The sequence below is a fragment of the Acinetobacter sp. GW821-FHT01C12 genome, assembly GCF_059422625.1.
Genome location: NZ_JBWKXD010000003.1, coordinates 196,279 through 219,880 on the forward strand (window position 1 = coordinate 196,279; position 23,602 = coordinate 219,880).

The following is a 23,602-nucleotide window of genomic DNA, read 5'->3' on the forward strand; positions in this document are numbered from 1 at the left end:
TTTGCGCTTGCGAAGATGCAACAGTCATCCTTGTGTTACTGAATATCTGATGAATTCACATAATCATCAGGCAAGGCTGTTGTATCATCGAGTTACTCAGGATCGAGAAAGATGAAATATGCTCAAAGGGCAGCGTGAAATCCGCATCATTTGGTTAATGATGCTAATCATTATCGCAGTCAGTGCATGGTTTTTAGATGCACGGATATTGACCTACATCTGTGGTTTGGCATTTGTCATGAGTGTGATGCAGTATGTGGATGCGATTCAAGATCCATTGCAACAGATCGCGCAACAGACACGGGTTCCACTGCAAAGCACCTCGAAAGTGCCATTATATGTCTCTTCGATTATTGCTGTTGTAGGTTTAACACTGCATTTGAGCTGGATGGTGGGTTTAGGTCTAACTGCTTGGATTTTCTTTTTCTTACGCTGGCTACGCCGTTTAGAGCGCTATTTGAGCCAAGTTCAATTGCAAATTCAACACTTGAATTTGTCAGAACAACAATCTCCAGATTTAAACAATCCATCATCTATACAACACAACATCGGCACGCCACAAGATTCGTCTCTAAACTTAATGGGGCAAATTCGCCAATGGATTTTTCAAGGCAACCCTGTTTTGAAAGTTGCAATCTTAGTTTTGGTGATTGGTATTGTGTTACTGCTGCGTTTTGCGACAGAGCATTGGCAATTAAGTTTAGCGGTCAAACTTTCAATCGTTGCCTTGTCCAGTGGAGCAATCACCGCGTTGGGTGTGTTGCTACAAAATAAAAATCGCAGTTTTGCCTTGGCAATAGAGGGCTTGGGGCTGGCGGGATTATTTTTAACTTTATTCTTTGCCTATTACAATCAAGTGATTCCGAGTCTTTATCTGGCAAGTTTGTGTTTTGCTATAATTATGGCACTGACACTGAGTTTAAGCTTAAAGCAGCAAAGCGTGGAATTGGCATTGATGGCAGTGCTTATTGCTTATATTGCGCCATTTACGTTGCCTGTGCGAAATGCAACGGTAGCAGAACTGATGGCTTATTATTTAGTGATTAACATTGCGATTGCTATACTCAGTACCTTAAGACCTTGGAAATATTTAAATCAGATCGGTTTTTTAGTGACTGTAATCATTGGTGGTGGTTATGCGTTCTATCATGGCTATAGTCAAGAAAAACAGTCGCTCACGATACTTATTCTTGCACATCTCACAGTATTCATTTGGCTTGGTTTTCGATTCAGTCAATTGATCGCCAAACAGGATCTTGAGCAATTTAAACTGAAACCCAGTTTAGATGTTGCATTGATTTTTGGCGCACCGATTATTGGCTATTTATTCTTATATTTAATGTATTTTCATCAAGAACTGATTCTTGCTGGCTTTAGCTTGGGTTTTGCTGTGGTGTTTGCAGGGATTTATCAGCTTTCAAAACGTAACCAGTCTATTCAACTGATTTCTCAAAGTTATTTTAGTTTGGCATTGATTTTTATTGCTTTAATTCCACCGATTCTTCTGTATGGTCAGTGGAGTGTAGTGGGTTGGGCTGTTGAAGGCCTCTGTATTTTTGGCTTTGCTTTATATCGACAATCAGTGATCAGTCGTTATATGGCGATTGCCTTGTTGATTGTTGCAGGCTGTTCAAGCCTTTATTACTTGTTTGAATTGCCTGATTTTCCAACCACGATGTATTGGTGCTTAAGTTTAAGTTATATCGCCGTGGTGTTATTGGCAAATAGCCGTGATGATTTTCGCAAACAGATCAGTTCAGTAACGACCTTGTTTTTAAGTCTACTGATGATTTCTGCAACCACGATGATTCTTGCATTATTGTTAGATCACTTAGAGGGAGAAAATCGATATATATACACTGTATTGATTGTGGTTATTGCTTATCTGTTTATGAATGAGTTGATGTTATGGCTAAAGGCCAGATCAACATGGTTGATTCCAAAATGGATTGGGGTAATTCCCGTCTATGTATTTACACTCATTTTATTGCTGGATATTAGTAAAAATGGCATGTTGCTATGGACCAGTGATATTGAACGATGGGGTATCGCAGTTTCAGGTTTAGTGCTAGCGGCAGTCTGGTTAAGACCTTCAAAATGGCTACAGTTTGAAAGTGAATGGCTCAGTTTAGGTGTTTTAATCAGTTTAAGTCTCAGCAGTCTTAGTTTAATTGCAACGATGCCTTATATCAGCGTGGTAATTTTACCTTTAGTGTTTTGTGGATGGTGCTTCTTTCAGAAAAACTCAGAATGGACCATGTTTTGGCAAACGCGAAGCAGTTTGTTACTGATGTTGATTTGGATGATTTGTTCTCAGCTATTTTCAGAACAAGCATTTCAAGGATATTTATTGCCAATCTTAAACCCATTTGATTTGGTCAGTATCGCCATGTTAATTGGTTTTTTCTGGATGCTAAATCTTCAATTTAAACACGGTTTAAAACAGGGTATTGACCATGGGATACTTGCTGTACTGTGTGTTTTAAGTTTGTTATGGCTGAGTAGTTATATCATTCTAAGAGCCTTACATGTGTATTTTGCTACACCTTATAACCAACTGAGTCTTTGGCAAGATGCCACTGCGCAACTGAGCCTAACCTTACTTTGGGTGAGCTTAGCCTTTATTGCGATGAGCTTTGCTAGCCGTAAGTTATTACGTCCTTTATGGATTTTAGGGGGAAGCATTTTGGTGATTGTCACCTTAAAATTGGTACTGTTTGATTTATCTCATATTGGAACGTTAACGCGCGTGATTTCTTTCTTGGGTGCGGGTTTTGTGATGCTGATTATTGCCTATATTGCCCCGATCCCAGAGCAGAAAAATTTAAATCCTTAATTATGAATTGAGCGATATTTAAGTTGTTAAAGTGAAAGCAAAATAAAGAGGCGTCTACCATGTAATAGACGCCTCATCCAAGTCTTATCTCCCAACGAGAGAAGGAACTTTCAATACCCATATGATTAACTTCATATGATCATTTTTTATTTATGTAAGATCCTTAGTGTATTGCTTTAGATTTGCAAATGATCAACAGATACAGGAATAAAATTTATGAAGAAAAGAGTTCGATAATATCGAATACTGACAACCAGTATTGCGCCTCTTAAAAAATGAACTATTATGGTTGTAAAATAAGCATTTTGTGCTTAGTAAAGAGAACAAGGTTGAGCTATAACTTTTGTATTCGTAGATATTTTTTCTTGTTTTAAAACAAGTATGAGCTGATATATAGAAATAATTATGAAAACAATATATGCATTATTAACCTTATTAGGAATAGCACTACCATTTTCACAATTTACACTTTGGTTGGTCGAATATGGATTTGATGTTGCTTTATTCCTACAACAAATCATTGAGAATCCATTAGCTGCTTTTGCTTGGTTAGATGTTGTTGTGACCGTCATTGTTATTGTATTTATGGTTTTTAACGAGGGTAAACAACTTAGAATGAAAAAAATATGGATTCCCATTGTTGCATCATTTATTGGGGGAGCTTCTGTGGGGCTTCCTCTATTTTTGTATATGAAGCAATGTCAGCTTGAAAATGTGGATTTGAAAACATCGATTTGAAAACATCTAAGTCCTTTCGTAGTTTTAATAACTTGGCGATGACTTACTCTATTCTGACGAGTCTTATAATTTTCGATTCTTTATAAATAGTCACTTATCTGATGTCTATTGAAGTGCGTGATGTAGTTGAAGACACAATAAAAGAGGCATCTACCAACGAGTAGACGCCTCTTTTAATTCAAGGATTGAAATGCTTAAAGAATTTCAATCGCTACAGCAGTCGCCTCACCACCACCAATACAAAGCGCAGCAATACCTTTTTTACCACCCGTACGTTTTAAAGCATGAATCAAGGTTAGGATGATGCGTGAACCTGTAGAACCAACAGGATGACCGAGGGCACATGCACCACCATGAATATTGACTTTTTCAGCGTCCAATTTAAATTCATCGATAGGGCACATGGTAACCATAGCAAATGCTTCATTAATTTCCCATAAGTCAACATCTTGAACATCCCAACCGGTTTTATTCAGTACCTTTTGGATTGCACCTACTGGGGCGATGGTAAATTCAGAGGGATGTTGTGAGTTTGAAGCATAGGCAACAATTTTTGCTAAAGGTTGAAGGCCTTTTGCATTAGCATGATCCGCAGAGGTTAAAACCAGCGCAGATGCACCATCTGAAATTGAACTGGCATTGGCTGCAGTGATCGTTCCATCTTTGGCAAACGCAGGGCGTAAGCTAGGAATTTTGTCGATATTGGCATTAAATGGTTGTTCATCTTGATCGATAACAACATCGCCTTTACGGCTTGAGACTGTGACAGAAACGATTTCGTCTTTAAACCAACCTTCAGTAATGGCTTTTTGTGCGCGTTGTAAAGAACGAATCGCAAAATCATCCATCTGTTGACGTGTATAGCCTTTGCTATTTGCCATATCTTGAGCAAAAGAACCCATTAAACGACCTGTTTCGGCATCTTCTAGGCCATCAAAGAACATATGGTCTTTTACTTCGCCATGGCCCATGCGATATCCGCTACGTGCTTTTGGCAAAAGATAAGGTGCGTTAGTCATCGATTCCATACCGCCAGCAACAATCACATCTGCTGAACCTGCTTTGATTGCATCCGCAGCCTGCATAACTGCTTTCATGCCTGAACCACACAATTTGTTAATGGTTACAGCACCGGTTGAATCAGGTAAGCCAGCTTTGCGCATTGCTTGGCGGGCCGGGCCTTGTTTTAAACCCGCAGGTAAAACACATCCCATAATGACTTCTTGTACATCATTTGGTTGTAAGCCCGCACGGGCAATGGCTTCTTTAATCGTCGCAGCACCTAGTTCTGGTGCAGTCAAACTGGTCAGGCTTCCTTGAAAACCACCCATAGCTGTACGCGCACCATCCACAATTACGATGTCAGTCATTGTTTTAATCTCCAAATGATTATTCTGTGAATATATCCAAAACCTAAGCAGTATATAAAAAATAGTATAAGAATAAAGTCTAGCGATTGAATATATGCTGACCGTAGAGAACAGTTTTTAACATTCAGGTGGTGGCCCTAAATTTATCGCACCCATTCGTCCGATTTTGTAGCGCTTATTATTTTCTGAATCATATTGGCTACAATAATAGAAACTTCCAGGTGAACCTCTGGGTAAACCTGTATCACCTTGTAAAGTCAATACATCTCTACTACTGGCACTTCCCACCCAAGTCAGCTTGCCATATTTAATTTTATTTTCAGTTTTGAGGAGTATGAGGTCATCGTCATCAATCTGCTTGTTTTTATTTTTGTCTGTAAAAATAAGTAATCCTTTGTTCCATTTATCTTTTTCACATCGAATTAAATCTTCAGATGAGCAAATCACCACAGTGGTATGTCGAACTAAAGCTTGACTTCTTGCATAAGAAACATGCTGTTGAATATGTGTGGAAATGATTCTAATCTCTTGTTTTTGCATCCAATTATGGTAATGGGGCAAACAGATTGAGCAGATAATTGTAAGGATACAAATAGTGGTGATAAGCTCGAACAAGGTAAGACCTCGCGCTTTACAATAAAAATACATCTTTGGGTCTTCTGTTAAGTCTTGTTTTTTATTTGAAAAATAATGATTTTTCTATTAAATTTAATTGAAATGTTAACGTAGTAAAATATTTATTACTATCAGTTTCTTTTACTGCTAAAATGCACGTAGCAAAAAGATAAGCGATCCACGCAAAAAAATTGAGTAAAAAGTTACCGAATTACAACGGAAATTGTAAGTAATTTTGTCAATAATTTACTTGATTAAAGTTATCAAGCACTTGGAAAAAGCCTCAAGTGTTTGTATGATTCAACGTGAGTAGCTTAAAAATAATACTGGGGTATTAAAATTTATCTCAGGATAGCCAATAAATTTTAGGCTAAGCTTGAACAACAATTGTTATCTCTGGAGGATATCCATGAAATTGAGTCGTATCGCACTTGCTATGCTTGTTGCCGCTCCATTCGCTGCTGCTAATGCTGGTGTAACTATTACACCTTTACTACTTGGTTACACTTTCCAAGACTCTCAACACAACAATGGTGGTGATAAAGGCGAGTTAACAAACGGTCCTGAATTACAAGACGATTTATTCGTTGGTGCTGCACTTGGTGTAGAACTTACTCCATGGTTAGGTTTTGAGGCTGAATATAACCAAGTTAAAGGTGATCTTGACGGTACTGGCGTAGCTGGTTCTGAATACAAGCAAACTCAAATCAACGGTAACTTTTATGCTACTTCTGATTTGATCACTAAAAACTATGACAGCAAAATCAAACCGTATGTATTGTTAGGTGCTGGTCATTACAAGTATAAACTTGATGACATGTCTTACCATAACAACGAAGAAGGTACTTTAGGTAATGCTGGTGTTGGTGCTTTCTGGCGCTTAAACGATGCTTTATCTCTTCGTACAGAAGCTCGTGGTACTTATAACTTTGACGAAAAATTCTGGAACTATACTGCTCTTGCAGGTCTTAACGTAGTTCTTGGTGGTCACTTGAAGCCTGCTGCTCCTGTAGTAGAAGTTGCTCCAGTGGTTCCAGTTGCTCCAACTCCAGTTGAACCAGCTCCACAAGTTCTTACTGAAGATTTGAACATGGAACTTCGTGTGTTCTTTGATACAAACAAATCAAACATCAAAGATCAATACAAGCCAGAAGTTGCTAAAGTTGCTGATGCGTTAACTACATTCCCGAATGCGACTGCTCGTATTGAAGGTCATACAGATAACACTGGTCCACGTAAGTTAAACGAACGTTTATCTTTAGCTCGTGCTAACTCTGTTAAATCAGCGCTTGTAAGCGAGTACAACATCGATGCATCTCGTTTGTCTACTCAAGGTTTCGCTTGGGATCAACCGATTGCTGACAACAAAACTAAAGAAGGTCGTGCTATGAACCGTCGTGTATTCGCGACAATCACTGGTAGCCGTACTGTAACTAAATAATCCTTTATTTAGTGAATAAAAAGGCGACTCAATTGAGTCGCTTTTTTATTTAAAGTCCTTATAATTCTAGAATATCTAAATAAAATTGAATCAGAAATTAATAATTACAGGTTAACGATGAAATATATCATTTTAGGACTGGTACTCATGGCATTAAATGCCTGTACGTCGACACCAATAGATTCAAATCGTGTTTCAATCCAAAAACAATATCCAAACGAAGTGAAGTCATTGAAAAATGGGCTGTCCATATATTTTCAACCGAAATCGACAGACATTGAAGCTGAGTATAAACCTGCTTTATCTGTTGCCTCACAATTATTGAAAGACAATAAAAATTTTGTTCTTTACATTGAAGGCCATACAGACAGTACAGGCTCTTTGGCTGCAAATAATAAAGTCTCCTTAACACGCGCGAATATTGTCAAAGATTTTCTCTTAAACGAATATCAGGTCAATCCAGAGCAATTGATTACGCTCGGTTTAGGACCAACCAAGCCAATTGCTGATAATAAAACAGCTGAAGGTAGAGTGAAAAATAGACGAGTAATGGTGACTTTAAAAATTAAGTAATTTCGATAAAGCCTCTCAATTTGATCTTACAGCGTTATAATTGTTGATTGTGATTTCTACAAGTTTGAAAATTGAATGAGCGTGCAACTGCCTAAAGCCTTATTAGACCTCGAATCAAATTGCGGTATTTTTGCTGTTTGGATGTTATTGCAAAATTACTCAATTCAGTTAGATATTCAACAGTTGGTTAAACTTTGTCATCACGATGCAGAGGATGGTACTTTTACAATTGGTTTAGCGATTGGGCTGAAAAAATTAGGTTTTGATCTGTCTTTTTATACAGATGAAGACTTAAATATTCATGAAAAAGAAATCCTCCGTTATCAAGATGCGAAGAGGTTAGGGGTGCAGATTAGTCCAGCGTTAAGCTATCAAGAAATCCAAGCCTATATTGAACAAGGGTGTAATGTTATTGTTTTTTATGACACTTTAGAAGGCATTGGAAATCATTCGTTGGTTTATTCGATAAATGATCAGGAAATTTGTTTTTATGATAATTTTGATGCCATGCCGAAAGCAGTCTTTGAGCAACAACGGTTAGCTGAGGGAATTTGTCAGCAAGCAATTGTGATTTATCCCGATATTCCATCTGTACGTTATTGTTAATTCAATTGCAAATGTAAATCTCAGTAAATCGAAATTTACTGAGATTTATGATCAAAATTGAGGGTTATTTTAGCTTTAGCCTTTAATACACAATACTTGTTTTAGTGTATGAACCACATCAATCAAATCATTTTGATTGGCCATAACTTGATGAATATCCTTGTAGGCACTTGGAATCTCATCAACCACTCCTTTATCTTTACGACACTCAATGCCTGCAGTTTGTGCAATCAAATCTTGCTGATTAAACAAGTGTTTGGCTTTAGAGCGACTCATTTTACGTCCTGCACCATGTGAACATGAACAAAACGAATCTGGATTACCTTTGCCTTTAACGATAAAAGATTGCGCGCCCATTGAACCAGGGATAATCCCATATTCATCAAGCCCTGCACGAATTGCACCTTTACGTGTAACAAAGACATCTTCACCAAAGTGAAGTTCTTTCTGCACATAATTATGATGACAATTAATCGCTTCTTTGGTCATTTGAAAACTTGGTAATAAAGGGCGAATTGCTTCTAAAATTAAACGCATCATCTCACGTCGGTTTTCAAAAGCATATTCTTGAGCCCATTCTACAGCTTCCACATAATCATCGAAATTTGTCGATCCTTCTGCAAAGTAGCTCAAGTCTTTATCAGGCACGTGACCAAAACGATGTTGTGCTTCTTTCTTGGCACGTTCGATAAAGTAAGTGCCAATCACATTACCTAAGCCACGACTACCTGAATGCAGCATGACCCAGATATCATCATTTTCATCAATACACAGTTCAATAAAGTGATTACCACCACCTAAAGTCCCGAGTTGCTTTTGCCATGTAACATCAAAACTGCGTAACATGCGTTTTAAAGCAGGGTGTTTGTCTGTAATACGCTGGAGCTTTTTATCTAAGGGTGAAAGTGTTGAAGACTTAGCTTTGATTTGTTTGTGCATTTCAAAGCCGACGGGTACTTTTCTTTCAATGGCATTGCGTAAAGTACTTAAATTATCAGGTAGTTGAGATGCTTTTAAACTAAGTCTTAATGCATTCATACCACAACCGATATCCACGCCAACCGCAGCAGGAATGATGGCATTCTTGGTGGGAATAACACTTCCTACAGTTGCGCCTTTACCCAAATGTACATCTGGCATCACTGCGATATGTGAATGAATAAATTGTAATTGTGCCATTTTTCGCAGTTGCGTTAGGCTTTCTTCATCCACATCTTTTGTATAAATTTTTACAGGAACGCCATATTCTGCTTTGGCGTTTAAAATCATTTGTATGCTCATTTTTTTTCTCGAAGCAAATTTTTTTATTGTCCGAAGGCGGTTACAATACTATTGTCAAAGCAATGATCGATTCAAATTTTAAAGACAATAAAAAACCTAGCGAATGCTAGGTTTGACTGACATTCGGACACTTTGATTAATTCAGTGCCCGTGAGTAGACGACTGCTTAATCTTAATTTAAAGTTTTCTCAAGTTGGTGCATGTCGTACTCCTCTACTTTTTGATTTAAAATCAAAGGTGAAAATTCTGGTTGGAAATGATCCAATGAGCGTTATTCTATAAAGAAAAAAAACTTTGTCAATGAAACATAGCAAATTAATTTTTAATTCACGTTGAATTGCTATTATAAAAAACAATAAAGCAGCTAAAAAGCTGCTTTATTAACATCAAGTGATTTACTCTTTTTCGACTTGAATGGGTTGTACATCCATCTGATCATAAGCGATCAATTTAGATTTGTGTTTCCACTTATAGCCAAGCCAGATAACAAGGAACAGCGGAATACTAATATACGTAGACAACACACTCATCCATTTTCCATCAAGCACAGCTTCTGCATTTTGGCCAAGTATAATGATGGCACAAAGAATAAAGGCAAACCATGGACCAAAAGGGAAGAATTTTGCACGATAAGCAAGATCTTCAAGTTTATAGCCTTGAGCCAAATAACCTTTACGGAAACGATAATGTGAGATTGCGATACCTAACCAGACAATAAAACCGCACATACCTGACATGTTTAGCAACCACGTAAACACGACACTTTCACCAATAAAGGTGGTTAAGAAACACAGTGCCGCAATTGCCGTTGTTGCATATAGTGCATTCATGGGTACACCGCGAAGATCGAGTTTAGAGAAAACTCGTGGTGCTTTACCTTCACGTGCCATATCAAACAACATACGTGTTGATGAATACATACCTGAATTACCTGCAGACATAATTGCAGTCAAAATCACCGCATTCATTAAGCCTGCTGCAAATGCTAAACCTGCTTTTTCATATAACAGGGTAAATGGTGACAGGGTAATGTTTCCATCACCTTCCGCAGCAAGTGCAAGGTTTGGATCTGTATACGCAACCAATGTACCAATGATAAAGATACACAAGATATAAAATAAGAGAATACGCCAAAAAATTTGTTTAATAGCGATTGGAATGGTTTTTTTCGGATCTTTAGATTCACCTGCTGCAACACCGACCATCTCTGTCCCTTGGAACGAGAATCCAGCGATCATGGCCACACCGACTAAGGCTTGAAAGCCACCAACAAATGGCGCTTCACCAACGGTCCAATTCTTGGTAATTGAATCTGTTGGATCTAACATGATTTTACCAATCATGAATAAGCCAATGACAATAAAGAAGATGATGGCAATCACTTTAACCAGTGAAAATAAAAATTCACTTTCACCAAAGCCTTTTACAGTTAAGGCATTGATACAGAAGATAATCGCAAGGAATAGCGCACTCCACCAAAAGCCGGGGATGTCTGGAAACCAAAACTTCATGATGAATTGAACGGCAACCAATTCAAATGCAACGGTAATGGCCCAGTTATACCAGTAGTTCCAACCGAGTGCGAAACCAAAACCTTCTTCTACATACTTATTACCATAGGTAAAGAATGCGCCTGATGTTGGATTGTGGGTTGCAAGTTCACCTAAACTGGTCATCAAGAAATAAATCATGATACCAATCAGAACATAAGCAAGTAATGCACCACCAGGTCCAGCGGTGGCAATCGTTTGACCCGAAGCAAGGAATAACCCTGTACCAATAGAACCGCCAATGGCGATCATGTTTAAATGTCGTGCTCCAAGCTTACGCTGGAGTTGAGGATGATCTGTTTCGCTCATCGTTATTCCTTACTACTTTTTTGAGTGTTGGCGAACAGCACTTTAAAGCCTTGTTGATCTGCTTTAGTCGTACATTGACTAAAACTCTGCTCAATGAGTAATGGGTAATTTAGGAAGCGGTTTGCCACAATCCATAATTCACCACCTGATTTTAAATGTCGTCTCGCAGTTTTACATAACGTTTCACTGGCATTGTAATCTGTTTGAATACCTTGGTGAAATGGAGGGTTACTCACAATGGCGTGTAAGAACAATGGCGCATCTTCAATCCCTGTGACTGCTTTTATTTCAAGTTGTTCTAAAGGTAAATTATTTTTTTCAAAAGTCATTTGCGTTGATGCTAAAGCAAAAGCATCGACATCTAAAGCAAAAATACGATTTTTCGGATTAAGTTTACTCAGATAAGCACTGATGACACCTGCACCACAACCAAAGTCCGCAATCTTTCCAGACGTCACTTGTTTGAGATAAGGTAAAAGCACTGCAGTTCCAATATCTAGACGATTTTGGCTAAATACACCAGGGAGTGCACAAATGCTAAGTTCTCCAGCAGGTGTTGGAACATTATAGACTTGCGCCCATTCTGCTAATGGCTTTGCTGTTACGGTTTTATCTGTGGTGAGTTGCCACATTTGACAATGACGTGCGCTATCAAGCTTGATGGCTCGACCATAAGGCTGGAGTTGTTTTGCAGCACGTTCTACCCCACCTTTTTTCTCTCCAACCAAGAAAATCGAAGCGCCAACAGCTAAACGACTGACTAAATTGTGCAAGATATAGTTGAGTAGCTCTTTTGATTTTGGAACAAAAACAACAGCCTGATCAAATTCAGCTTCTGGCAGGTCAGTACCAAAATGTACCGTTGCCTGCTGATTCTGAAAATATTGAAACTCATTGTAATTCCAAGTCCAAATGCTTGCTTCGATGTTATGAGCTAAATTAGAAAGTAGATCATCCGTTGCTGCATTTACAAATAGCACGCGTCCAGAAAGGTAGTCATGCTGTCGAATGACAACTTCGCTTTTTGGCTCCATATTCACCATCCATCAATAAAAATTAGCGCAATGCCCAGTCTAAGCTGGGCATTATAAAGAATAGATTTATTATTTTTTAGTTTCGGGTAAAACTAAATTCAAAATTAATGCAGCTAGCCCGCCAGTTGCGACACCAGAACTAAAAATATTACGCGGTAATTCTGGCAAATGTTCCAAAATTTGAGGAACTTGTGCAACCCCTAGGCCGAGACCCAAAGAGATTGCAATAATCAATAACGCACGACGGTCTAGTTGAATTCCCGATAAAATGTTAATGCCTGAAGCAGCAACTGCACCAAACATTACCATAACCGCACCACCCAGTACCGCTTGCGGTACCGCCTGAATGATACCAGCAACAGCAGGGAATAATCCCAGAATGATGAGCAGGATTGCAATCCAAATCCCAACAAAACGACTTGCAACACCCGTCAACTGAATTACACCGTTATTTTGTGCAAAGACAGAACTTGGGAATGTGTTGAAGATCCCTGCAAGGAAAGAGTTGGCACCATTGACCAATACACCACCTTTAATTCGTTCCATCCACACTGGGCCATCTACAGGCTGATTTGAAATTTTAGAGGTTGCAGTAACATCGCCGATTGCTTCTAAAGACGTGACAAGATAAATAAACGCCATAGGAATAAATAAGCTCCATGAGAAGCTAATTCCAAAATGCATTGGTGTCGGAATTTGAATCAATGGAGCATCTTTTAAACCAGAAAAATCCAAATAGCCCATAAAACCCGCAAGAATATAGCCAATGACTAAAGCAATCAGAATTGCAGAACTTTTCACCCAAACCACTTTAAAGCGATTGAGAAGAACGATAATTGCCAACACTGTACATGACATGATGAGATTGTCGGCACTGGCAAACGTATGACTTTCCATGGCTTGGTAACCGCCACCCATGCTGATTAAACCTTCTTTAATTAAGGTTAAACCAATCAATAGCACCACAATCCCTGTAACCAAGGGTGTGATCAGTTTTTTTACCCAAGGTAAAATACGCGAAACACCCATTTCAATAAATGAGCCAGCAATGACCACACCAAAAATAGATGCCATAACCGCTTCTACTGGTGTGCCCGCAGCAACCATGGCAGAACCAATCCCAATCATTGGACCTATAAAGTTAAAGCTTGTGCCTTGGACAATCAGGAGGCCTGCACCAAAGGGTCCAATTTTTTTACATTGTAAGAATGTTGCCACCCCAGAAATCACCAATGACATGGAAAGAATCATATTGGTATCTTGAGGAGAAACACCTAAAGCTAAACAAATTAGTAAACCGGGTGTTACAATTGGAACAATAATCGCAAGTAAATGTTGCAAAGCCGCAAAAAAAGCGATGAGTGGTTTTGGGCGATCATCTAGACCATAAACAAGATCAATTTGAGCCTGTTTATGATTGGGAGAGGGGTTAGAATTGGACATGGCACAGCAATTGGAAGTGGCAAGATGGCGCTATTCTAATCGCTTTACACACTATTACAAAATAAAAAGCCTGCTGTTGTGAAAAAAACTTGTAACTGTCAATAAACTGTCACTACTAAAAGTTAAGATTTTTCTGTATAATTTGCCCTCAAATTTAAAGCGTATCGAATTTACATGTCTGATATTAAAACTCTCCGTAATATTGCCATCATCGCGCACGTCGACCATGGTAAAACGACTCTTGTCGACAAACTTTTACAACAATCAGGTGCACTCGGTGACCGCGCGGGTGAGATTGAGCGTGTTATGGATTCGAATGCGCTTGAGTCTGAACGCGGTATTACCATTCTTGCAAAAAACACTGCAATCAAATGGTTAGACAAGCGTACAAATACTGAATACCGCATCAACATTGTCGACACCCCAGGACATGCTGACTTTGGTGGTGAAGTTGAACGTGTAATGTCTATGGTTGACTGCGTACTTCTTCTTGTCGATTCACAAGAAGGCCCAATGCCACAAACTCGCTTTGTAACACAAAAAGCGTTTGCTCGTGGTTTGAAGCCAATTGTTATCATCAACAAAGTAGATAAGCCAAGTGCTCGTCCAGACTGGGTAATTGATCAAGTATTTGATTTGTTCGATAACTTAGGCGGTAGTGACGAACAGTTAGACTTCCCAATCGTATATGCTTCAGGCTTACGTGGTGTTGCTGGTCCTTCTCCTGAAGAATTAGCGGAAGATATGACGCCGTTGTTCGAAACAATCGTAGATATCGTTGAACCACCAGCAGTTGATATTGATGGTCCATTCCAAATGCAAATTTCATCACTTGACTATAATAGTTTCGTGGGTGTAATTGGTGTTGGCCGTATTCAACGTGGTTCAGTAAAAACCAATACACCAGTGACTGTGATCGATAAAGATGGCAAGACACGTAACGGTCGTATCTTAAAAATTATGGGTTACCATGGTTTAGAGCGTGTAGATGTAGATTCTGCTCAAGCGGGTGATATCGTATGTATCACTGGTTTAGATGCATTGAACATTTCTGACACAATCTGTGATCCTAAAAATGTTGAAGCATTACCTGCATTGTCTGTAGATGAACCTACAGTTTCGATGACATTCCAAGTAAACAACTCACCTTTTGCTGGTAAAGAAGGTAAGTTTGTAACTTCACGTAATATCCGTGAGCGTTTAGATCGCGAATTGATCCATAACGTTGCTTTACGTGTTGAAGATACTGACAGTCCAGACCGTTTCAAAGTTTCTGGTCGTGGTGAACTTCACCTTTCAGTATTGATTGAAACAATGCGTCGTGAAGGCTTCGAGATGGGTGTTTCTCGTCCGCAAGTGATCATGAAAGAAGTTGATGGCGAAACTCAAGAACCATACGAAAACGTTACTTTTGATGTTGAAGAACAACATCAGGGTTCTGTAATGGAACAAATGGGTAACCGTAAAGGTGAGTTGACCAATATGGAAGTTGACGGTAAAGGCCGTATCCGTATTGAAGCGACTGTTCCATCACGTGGTTTGATTGGTTTCCGTTCTGAATTCTTAACCATTACCTCTGGTACTGGTATCATGACTTCAAGCTTCTCGCATTACGGTACAGCTAAACAAGGTGCAGTTGCGAAACGTCAAAACGGTGTGTTGATCTCTATGGTTAACGGTACTTGCTTAGCGTTTGCATTGTTCACTTTACAAGACCGTGGTCGTCTATTTGCTGAACCACAGTTAGAAGTTTATGAAGGTATGATCGTGGGTATGAACTCTCGTTCAGACGACATGACTGTGAACCCAACCAAAGCGAAACAGTTAACTAACATGCGTGCATCTGGTACAGATGAAGCGTTAACGTTAACACCTGCAATTAAATTCACGCTTGAACAAGCATTAGAATTTATTGAAGATGACGAATTAGTTGAAGTAACACCTAAATCAGTTCGTATTCGTAAAAAATTCTTAACTGAAAATGAACGTAAACGTGCTTCACGTGGCTAAGCGTTCAAACTGGAAATAATTTAATTTCTAGAAAAAAAACCGCAATTTTTTAATAAATTGCGGTTTTTTTATATAAATGTAAAAGGATATTGGTTTTTAATAAAAAGCGAGTAAATTAGGCGGAAATATATGTTGAAACATAATGTATACTTCGTCACATAAAAAATACGCAAAATCGGCGTGGAGTTAAAGTATGAGTATTCTTTCAGAGTTCAGAGAATTTGCCATTAAAGGCAATATGATGGATTTGGCAATTGGTGTCATCATTGGTGGTGCTTTCAATAAAATTATCGACTCATTAGTGAAAGACGTGATTATGCCTTTAATCACAGTGATTACGGGTGGTGGTGTTGATTTTACTCAAAAATTTGTCGTACTTGGCGATAACCCAAATAACCTTTCATCATTGGATGAATTGACCAAAGCCGGGATTAACGTACTGACCTATGGTAATTTCATCACAATTGTATTGAACTTTCTGATCTTAATGTGGGTGGTTTTCTTGTTGGTTAAATTCCTCAATAAAATCCGTAAACCTGCTGAAGAAGCTCCAGCTGCTACACCAGAAGATATTGCATTACTGCGTGAAATTCGTGATGAATTAAAGAAACGCCCTGAAGCTTAATCTTCATCAAATTGATTCAAATTACAGTATTTTAATATGTCTAAAGCCTGATAAAGCTATTAAATCATTGTAAAAGAGTTGAATGAAACGGTACGATCAAGTACCGTTTTTTATGCAAGCAAGAAAATAGAGATGGGGCTGATGAAAAAAAACATAGGGATTATGGCAATACTTATCAGTTTGTATGCATGTTCAGAGCATCCAAAAGAGCAGCAATCCGCTGATACTCCAACATCTACGCAAGCGGACCAAAGCCGACCTGCTAGTGGTTTAACTTTTAATGAAATGCCAAATGAAGATACCCGCTACGTCACTATAGAAACCGACTCGGTAGATGAAAATGAAACATTACTGTTGGCCCTACAAACACGTTTATTAAAAGCCAATTTTGAGTTTATAGAAAAAGACAGTGGTAGCTCTTGGTCTGAAAATGATTGTTCTCTGAATAAAGTGATTCAAGTAAAAGGTGAGGGCATCCGCTCTTATAAGGCAATCAGTAAAGTTAAGTTAGGTGATGAAAAACAATATCGCCCAGATTTTGTTTTGCTGGTTTTTGCTTTTAAGGATGAACAGCTTGCTGAACAAAGCTTTCAAATGCTTAAGTCTGCTGTCTATTCAGCAGGAGGGTACTGTAATGGTAAATCTCCTGAAACCATCGTTAGAAATGGCAATGAAATATTTTACTTTACCACTCGGGAGGAAGCATTTAGATCATATATTGATGATTATGCGAAGTTTATCCATGAATTTAAACCTGAGCAAATTGATTCAAAAATATAGGAGGGTTTGAATTAACGAGAACAGCTCAGATTTTTATTGTTTTGTTGTCTTAATAAACAATAAGGTTTAAAGCAAATATTAACATCCTTGTCATTGCGCTACGTGATAGACACACTTTGAAAGCCTGAATGATCGAAAAGCAAAAGTATTTTAATTTAGCTTCAGTGATGGTGGTGGTTGGTATGACTCTAATTTGAGCGTCACCGAATAGGGAGAGATCCTTTCAACTTCATACCAAGAATGTAAATCTTTAAACTAAAAATCCATGCGAAATTTAATTTCAACCAAGTGAAAGCCGAATTGGCTTTTTACTGGACCATGAAGTACACGTTCAGCAGCGGTAAATACCAGTTTATCAATCACAGGAACAAGCTGTCCTTTTTTTACTTCACCCAGTTCACCACCACGTTTTGCTGAATTACATGTGGAATGCTGTTTAGCCACTTTGGCAAAATCAGCGCCATCATGGATCTTCTTCTTAAGTTGTTCAGCCAAGTCCTTATCTTTGACGAGAATATGTCGAACGATTGCAGTTTTCATTTACTTTTTCCTCGTGGTTTTTGTGGGATGCTCTTCGCGATCTTTAATGGCTGGCATTGTGGGCAAAACACACTGGCTCTTTGTCCTAACTTTAGATTTTCTAAAGTGGTTTCACAGTTAATACACATCTCACCCGCACGACCATAAGCCAATAAGGTCTGCTGAAAGTAGCCATTCTCACCCATGGCGTTGCTATAGTCTCTTAAGGTTGAACCACCCAAATCAATCGCTTGCTTTAAAATACGTTTAATTTCGATAACCAATTTTTGAATTTGTGCTTTCGTCAAACTCGAAGCAGGCTGTGCCGGATGAATCCCTAAATTAAATAAGCTTTCGGTTGCATAAATATTGCCTACACCCACAACAATATGATTATCCATGATTGCAACTTTTGTGCCGACATTTTTATTTTTAAACTTTTCTGCTAAATATTCGGCATGAAATTCATCACTCAATGGTTCAGGCCCTAAAGTATCAATCAATTTTGTTTGACTTTCCTCATTCAGCCAAATGATACAACCAAAACGTCGAGGATCATGATAGCGCAGCTGTGTGTCTTCAAACTGAATGATCAGATGGTCATGCTTTCTAAGTGCTTCATGTTCATCACAGATTCTAAAACTACCTGACATACCCAAATGCCATAACATGCTATGGGTTTCAAACTCTGCCAAAATGTATTTTGAACGACGCGTTAAGCGAACGAGTTTTTGACCTTGAAGTTGTTGAATATCTTCGGGTATAGGCCAGCGTAACCGTGACTCACGCACTTGAACATGAAGAACTTTCTGGTCGATCAGGGGGAGTAAACTGGCTTTTGTTGTTTCAACTTCTGGTAATTCAGGCATGCACTTGTCACATTGGTGTGAGGACTGAATATTGTATGCAAGAATTGCATTGCGTTAAAGGGCGGTTGCGTTGAGCCTACGACTTTAGGTTAAAATTATGGATATGATCGTTGAATAAGATTGAATTATTGTTTTTAAGTGATTGTTATTTAAAATAAAGTTTATTAATAAAATAAAGTTTTCCAATTGATAAAAAATATCTGATAGTTATATGTAAAAAAATGTGTAAATTTCTAGTGAATTGTTTACTGAAATAATTCTTTTTATCTCGATATTTCAGGAAAAATAGTCATTTTAAAGCTGGAACTTTCTATTAAATTTAGACGGCTAAAGTGATTGAGTGTTGACTGGTTTATCTTTATTCGTTTTGTTCCTGATTAGGCTTTCCCATGAAAAAAATTGCTTATCCTTTATTGGCAATCTCTGCATGTAGCATGATGTCTTTTGCATCAGCTGAAGATGCGTTTAATTTACACGGTTCAACCATGACGGGTGATTGGAATGGGAGTCGGACTGAACTTGCAGAAAAGGGAATCAAATTTGATGGCACCATTGCCATGGACAGTTCATATCTCGCTGATGGTGGTTATGATGCGCACCAAGCGCCAACATTTGCGACACAATTCGGACTGGGTACAACCTTGGATATGGGGAAACTGGCGGGTTGGAATGATGTGACTATTCGTGCTTTAGTTACAGCACGTCAAGGTGAAAGTACTTCACTCAGAGGCATTCAAGCACCAGATGCACCACAATGGGCAAACTCGCAAGCCAATTGGGGACGTGGTAATTCAGGGAGCCGTCTCAGCGAATTATATATAGAAAAGAATTTTAAGGATCAAGGACTAAGCTTGCGTTTAGGTCGTATGGGTTTAGGTACTGAATTCAATACCATGGCTTGTGATTTCCAAGGCAATGCATTTTGTGCAGCACAGATGGGGAAATGGCAAGGTAAGCTTTGGTATAACACACCAGTCTCACAATGGGGCGCACGCTTAAAATATCACATCAATCCTGAACTATTTGCACAAGTGGGGGTGTTTGAATACAACCCTGATAATGCTTTAGAGCGTCAAGGCTGGAATTTGGATACAAAGCATGCCGATGGTGTCAATATTCTTTCTGAAGTGGTGTGGTCACCTAAGCAGGGTGTGAATAATTTACCAGGCAGTTATCGTATTGGTACGCTTTACAATACTGCTGATGAGGCTAAAAATCAGTACGATGTTGCTTATAAAGCAGGAACTAAGGCTGAAGATCGAACATATGGCGGTTGGATTGCATTTGAACAGCAATTGACTTCAACTGGAGAGGGGAAACGTGGTTTACACAGTTTTGGTAATTTCACCATTCATGATCGTACGACGACAGCCGTAAATGATTCACAGCAACTTGGCCTAAAATACTATGGTCTGTTTGATGCTCAACCAAACGATATTCTTGGTTTGGCGGTAAATCGGGTACATTTGAATGATCGGTATACTAATTATGTGAATAGTGCTCGCTTAGGAACAAATTTAAGACAGTTGAATGAAGATGCAGAGTATAATGTTGAGTTGAATTACTCATATTACCCTGCCAAATGGTTCATGCTTCGTCCTTTAGTGCAGTATGTGGTACATCCTGGTGCAACCAATCAGGTGGACAATGCGTTTGTCGTTGGCTTGGGGTCTAAAATTATTTTTTAATACCACCCGAGGACACCTTTATGCAAAGAGTGAAACATCTAAAAATTAATACAACACTACTTTGCTTAACGGTATGTATCACACAGAGTTTATATGCTGAAGTGGAATCTCAAGATTCCATTCAGCAAGATTCTACTCAGCAACTTCCAACCATCAAAATTGAAGCAACACGTTCAGATACCAGCATATTAAACACCCCAGCATCGGTATATAGAGTCGATCAACAACAAAGTCAAAATAATATTGGGGTAAACCTCACTGAAACACTCAAAGGTATTCCGGGTTTACAGCTCAATAATCGTGAAAATTATGCCCAAGACTTACAACTGTCTATGCGCGGATTTGGCGCACGTTCAACTTTTGGGGTCCGTGGAATTCGTCTTTATGTCGATGGGATTCCTGCGACGATGCCAGACGGACAAGGCCAAACTTCAAATATTGATTTAACGAGCTTAGATCATATTGAAGTGCTTGGTGGGCCCTTTTCATCACTGTATGGAAACTCCTCTGGGGGGACTGTTCTCACCACGACCAAAGAAGGAACAGGGCGTGATTCGGTCGAGTTAGGATATTCAGGTGGCAGTAATAATAAAGGCCGCGCTGACATCACCTTACAAGGTGGTGCAGATAAGGCCAATGAACCGAGCTATGTGATCAGTTCTTCTTATTTTGATACCGATGGTTATCGTGACCACAGTGCCGCAAGAAAAGTGTTGAGCAATGCCAAACTCACGTGGGACTTAGATGATGGTTCTAAGATCAATTGGCTGATCAATCATGTAGATATTTCCGCTGATGATCCACAAGGTTTGACTCGTGAGCAATGGAAGCAAAATCCTAAACAGGTTAATGACAGTAAAAATATCTATGATGTTCGTAAAGATATTAACCAAACACAGACAGGTATCAATTGGACTAAGCCCCTGAATGATCAACAAGAGCTTTATAGTATGGCTTATATTGGTCATCGTGAAGTGACTCAATACCAGTCTATTCCAAGTTCTGCTCAAAAGAATCCACGTCATGCAGGTGGAGTGATTGATTTCGAACGAGATTTTTATGGTGCTGATTTACGTTGGACTGGCAAAGACTTATTACCGAATACACGGATCAGTGCAGGCTTGGCTTATGATGCGATGAATGAAGATCGTCAAGGGTATGAGAATTTTAATGCCAAGGGCGAATATGGGGTAAAAGGCAACTTACGCCGTGATGAACGAAATACTTTATGGAATTTAGATCCATATTTACAGGCAGCTTGGCAATTTTTGCCGACTGTACGTCTAGATACAGGGTTACGCTATAGCAATGTCCATTATGAGTCGAAAGATCACTACATCATTGGTTTGAATGGCGATGACAGCGGTCAAACCGATTATCAAAAACTGCTCCCATCAGCTGCCTTTACTTGGGAAGTTACTCCAGACCTTAGTACTTATATCAGTTATGCCAAAGGCTTTGAAACACCAACCTTTACCGAAATGGCCTATCCAACAGAAGGAACGGCAGGGATTAACTTTGCGCTTAAACCTTCAACCAGTGATAACTATGAACTTGGTTTAAAAGCACAAAATCGTCTAGGTAATTTTACCGCCGCAGTTTTCCAAAGTAATACTCAAGATGACATCGTTTCTGCGGGAACACTCAATGGACGTGCAACCTATCAAAATGCAGATAAAACACTACGCCAAGGGGTAGAGCTGTCTTGGAATAAAAAGTTGTGGAAGAATTTAACAGCTCAAGCCAGTTATAGTTTCCTTGATGCAACATTTGATGCAGACATTCCCAACACAGATCCTAAAAAAGTTATCCAAAGTGGCAATTACATTCCCGGAATTGCAAAAAACCAAGCCTTTGTATCTTTCGGCTGGTTGCCTGAGCAGGGCTTTAATGCAGGTGTCGATGTTCGATATATGGATAAAATCTATGTAGACGATCTCAATACAGATACTGCACCAAGTTATACAGTAACCAGTATGAATGTCGGTTATATCTGGAAAAACAACGATTGGAAAGTGCGTAGTTTTGCTCGAGTTGATAATTTATTCGATAAAAATTACGTCGGTTCAGTCATTGTGAATGATGGTAATAGTCGATTCTTTGAACCTGCTGATGGTATTAACTGGAGTGCAGGACTCAGTGTCACCAAACAGTTCTAATTCATTGGGAAAATAATTTATGTCTGCTCAACCAAAGTTATTTGAATCTATTCAATTTGGTTCACTCTCACTCAGCAATAAAATTATTATTGCGCCAATGTGTCAATATTCGGCAACAGATCAAGGTGAAGTGACCTATTGGCATGAACAGCAATGGGCAAATTACGCTTTGTCAGGTGCGAGCTTATGTATTATTGAAGCAACAGCGGTTCAAGCCGAAGGGCGGATCAGTTATGCCGATGTAGGACTTTGGAATGATACGCAACGGGATCAAATCAAAGCTTTACTCAATAAGGTAAAAAGTATTGCTCCAACACCTTTTGCTATTCAGCTTGCGCATGCAGGCCGTAAAGCTTCGACTGAAAAGCCTTGGTTGGTCAAGCAGGGGAAAGGTCAGATTGCGCCAGATCATGAACATGGATGGCAAACTGTATCAGCCAGTGATATTGCTTTTAGCCCGAATGATATTGCCCCGCATGAATTAACCATTGATGAAATTAAAATAATTATTCAAGACTTTGCGCAAGCGGCGATTCGTGCTGTAGACGCTGGTTTTTCACTGATTGAAATTCATGCAGCGCATGGGTATTTACTGCATCAATTTATGTCGCCGTTATCTAATCACCGAACTGATGAATATGGTGGAAGTTTTGAAAATCGTATTCGTTTTACACTAGAAGTTTTTCAAGCCATTCGAGCAGTTGTACCAACTGACTACCCTGTAGGTGTACGTATTTCTGCAACTGACTGGATGGATGCAGAAAATAGCTGGAATGTTGAATCAAGTATTGGCTTATCAAAAGCTTTAGCGCAACTTGGTGCTGTTTATATCCATGTATCCTCTGCGGGATTACATATTCAACAAGATATTAAAGTGGGTGCAAATTACCAAGTGCCTTTTGCAAATGCGATTAAAAAACAGGTGAATATTCCTGTAATTGCAGTAGGCTTAATTACCGAAGCTGAGCAAGCTGAACAGATCCTTCAACAAGGCGAAGCAGATGCAATTGCATTGGCAAGAGCGATTTTATATGACCCACGCTGGCCTTGGCATGCTGCAGCAAAATTGGGTGCGAAAATCTCGATTGCACCACAATATTTACGTTGTCAGCCGCATGGAATCAAAGATTTGTTCTCAGCATATTGATGGCATAAC

At 39.0% G+C, this 23,602-nt stretch carries 19 protein-coding genes; 11 read left to right on the forward strand and 8 right to left on the reverse strand.

The window, feature by feature from the left end:
• The first annotated feature begins 118 nt into the window (after window positions 1-118).
• Both AC07WY_RS10170 and AC07WY_RS10175 read left to right on the forward strand, forming a co-directional pair.
• Window positions 119-2,836 carry a DUF2339 domain-containing protein gene (locus AC07WY_RS10170; RefSeq protein WP_494736316.1) on the forward strand — a complete coding sequence of 906 codons (2,718 nt, stop codon included), beginning with the start codon at window positions 119-121 and terminating at the stop codon, window positions 2,834-2,836.
• A 405-nt stretch (window positions 2,837-3,241) separates the two neighbouring features.
• Complete coding sequence (locus AC07WY_RS10175) at window positions 3,242-3,574, forward strand: DUF2834 domain-containing protein (RefSeq protein WP_419335000.1); 333 nt, start codon at window positions 3,242-3,244, stop codon at window positions 3,572-3,574.
• 194 nt (window positions 3,575-3,768) lie between these two features.
• On the opposite strand, the gene AC07WY_RS10180 is transcribed toward AC07WY_RS10175, so the two are convergent.
• Window positions 3,769-4,944 carry a thiolase family protein gene (locus AC07WY_RS10180; protein WP_494736317.1) on the reverse strand — a complete coding sequence of 392 codons (1,176 nt, stop codon included), beginning with the start codon at window positions 4,942-4,944 and terminating at the stop codon, window positions 3,769-3,771.
• Window positions 4,945-5,061: 117 nt separating this feature from the next.
• Entirely contained in the window at window positions 5,062-5,484 is a 423-nt protein-coding gene (locus AC07WY_RS10185; RefSeq protein WP_494736318.1) for a GspH/FimT family protein, read from the reverse strand.
• A 484-nt stretch (window positions 5,485-5,968) separates the two neighbouring features.
• On the opposite strand from AC07WY_RS10185, the gene omp38 reads away from it, so the two are divergent.
• The 3 genes from omp38 (at window position 5,969) to AC07WY_RS10200 (ending at window position 8,179) form a co-directional block, all read left to right on the forward strand.
• Entirely contained in the window at window positions 5,969-7,000 is a 1,032-nt protein-coding gene (omp38, locus tag AC07WY_RS10190) for an outer membrane protein Omp38 (RefSeq protein WP_262085117.1), read from the forward strand.
• A gap of 117 nt (window positions 7,001-7,117) precedes the next feature.
• Window positions 7,118-7,573 (forward strand): OmpA family protein, encoded by a 456-nt coding sequence (locus AC07WY_RS10195; protein WP_262085118.1) that lies wholly within the window; start codon window positions 7,118-7,120, stop codon window positions 7,571-7,573.
• Window positions 7,574-7,648: 75 nt separating this feature from the next.
• Window positions 7,649-8,179 (forward strand): cysteine peptidase family C39 domain-containing protein, encoded by a 531-nt coding sequence (locus AC07WY_RS10200; RefSeq protein ID WP_262085120.1) that lies wholly within the window; start codon window positions 7,649-7,651, stop codon window positions 8,177-8,179.
• A 75-nt stretch (window positions 8,180-8,254) separates the two neighbouring features.
• Here the strand turns inward: AC07WY_RS10200 and AC07WY_RS10205 are convergent, their stop codons facing one another.
• From AC07WY_RS10205 to AC07WY_RS10220, 4 genes are all read right to left on the reverse strand, one after another.
• Complete coding sequence (locus AC07WY_RS10205; protein ID WP_419334997.1) at window positions 8,255-9,460, reverse strand: RtcB family protein; 1,206 nt, start codon at window positions 9,458-9,460, stop codon at window positions 8,255-8,257.
• Window positions 9,461-9,855: 395 nt separating this feature from the next.
• Window positions 9,856-11,319 (reverse strand): amino acid permease, encoded by a 1,464-nt coding sequence (locus AC07WY_RS10210; protein ID WP_004723010.1) that lies wholly within the window; start codon window positions 11,317-11,319, stop codon window positions 9,856-9,858.
• A gap of 2 nt (window positions 11,320-11,321) precedes the next feature.
• Entirely contained in the window at window positions 11,322-12,353 is a 1,032-nt protein-coding gene (locus tag AC07WY_RS10215) for a methyltransferase (protein WP_262085122.1), read from the reverse strand.
• A gap of 69 nt (window positions 12,354-12,422) precedes the next feature.
• Window positions 12,423-13,796, reverse strand: coding sequence for a uracil-xanthine permease family protein (locus AC07WY_RS10220; RefSeq protein WP_494736319.1), 1,374 nt, complete (start codon window positions 13,794-13,796; stop codon window positions 12,423-12,425).
• Between the two features lie 174 nt (window positions 13,797-13,970).
• Here AC07WY_RS10220 and typA point away from each other — a divergent pair, with 174 nt between their 5' ends.
• The 3 genes from typA (at window position 13,971) to AC07WY_RS10235 (ending at window position 17,211) form a co-directional block, all read left to right on the forward strand.
• Complete coding sequence (typA, locus tag AC07WY_RS10225; protein ID WP_004723004.1) at window positions 13,971-15,806, forward strand: translational GTPase TypA; 1,836 nt, start codon at window positions 13,971-13,973, stop codon at window positions 15,804-15,806.
• Window positions 15,807-15,999: 193 nt separating this feature from the next.
• Window positions 16,000-16,431: a large conductance mechanosensitive channel protein MscL gene (gene mscL / locus AC07WY_RS10230; RefSeq protein ID WP_004723003.1), complete on the forward strand. Its 432-nt coding sequence runs from the start codon at window positions 16,000-16,002 to the stop codon at window positions 16,429-16,431.
• Window positions 16,432-16,572: 141 nt separating this feature from the next.
• Window positions 16,573-17,211, forward strand: coding sequence for a hypothetical protein (locus tag AC07WY_RS10235; RefSeq protein ID WP_096733220.1), 639 nt, complete (start codon window positions 16,573-16,575; stop codon window positions 17,209-17,211).
• Between the two features lie 255 nt (window positions 17,212-17,466).
• On the opposite strand, the gene AC07WY_RS10240 is transcribed toward AC07WY_RS10235, so the two are convergent.
• Complete coding sequence (locus AC07WY_RS10240) at window positions 17,467-17,751, reverse strand: peptidylprolyl isomerase (protein ID WP_004819160.1); 285 nt, start codon at window positions 17,749-17,751, stop codon at window positions 17,467-17,469.
• Window positions 17,748-18,599: a bifunctional DNA-formamidopyrimidine glycosylase/DNA-(apurinic or apyrimidinic site) lyase gene (gene mutM, locus AC07WY_RS10245; protein WP_262085123.1), complete on the reverse strand. Its 852-nt coding sequence runs from the start codon at window positions 18,597-18,599 to the stop codon at window positions 17,748-17,750. The genes AC07WY_RS10240 and mutM overlap by 4 nt, the downstream gene beginning before the upstream one ends.
• 389 nt (window positions 18,600-18,988) lie before the next feature.
• Between mutM and AC07WY_RS10250 the strand changes: the two genes are divergently transcribed.
• From AC07WY_RS10250 to AC07WY_RS10260, 3 genes are read left to right on the forward strand one after another with little or no spacing between them, the layout of a single operon-like run.
• Window positions 18,989-20,287: a carbohydrate porin gene (locus tag AC07WY_RS10250; protein WP_262085124.1), complete on the forward strand. Its 1,299-nt coding sequence runs from the start codon at window positions 18,989-18,991 to the stop codon at window positions 20,285-20,287.
• 20 nt (window positions 20,288-20,307) lie between these two features.
• Window positions 20,308-22,446: a TonB-dependent receptor domain-containing protein gene (locus tag AC07WY_RS10255; RefSeq protein WP_494736320.1), complete on the forward strand. Its 2,139-nt coding sequence runs from the start codon at window positions 20,308-20,310 to the stop codon at window positions 22,444-22,446.
• Between the two features lie 19 nt (window positions 22,447-22,465).
• Entirely contained in the window at window positions 22,466-23,593 is a 1,128-nt protein-coding gene (locus AC07WY_RS10260) for an NADH:flavin oxidoreductase/NADH oxidase (protein WP_262085126.1), read from the forward strand.
• Window positions 23,594-23,602: the final 9 nt, after the last annotated feature.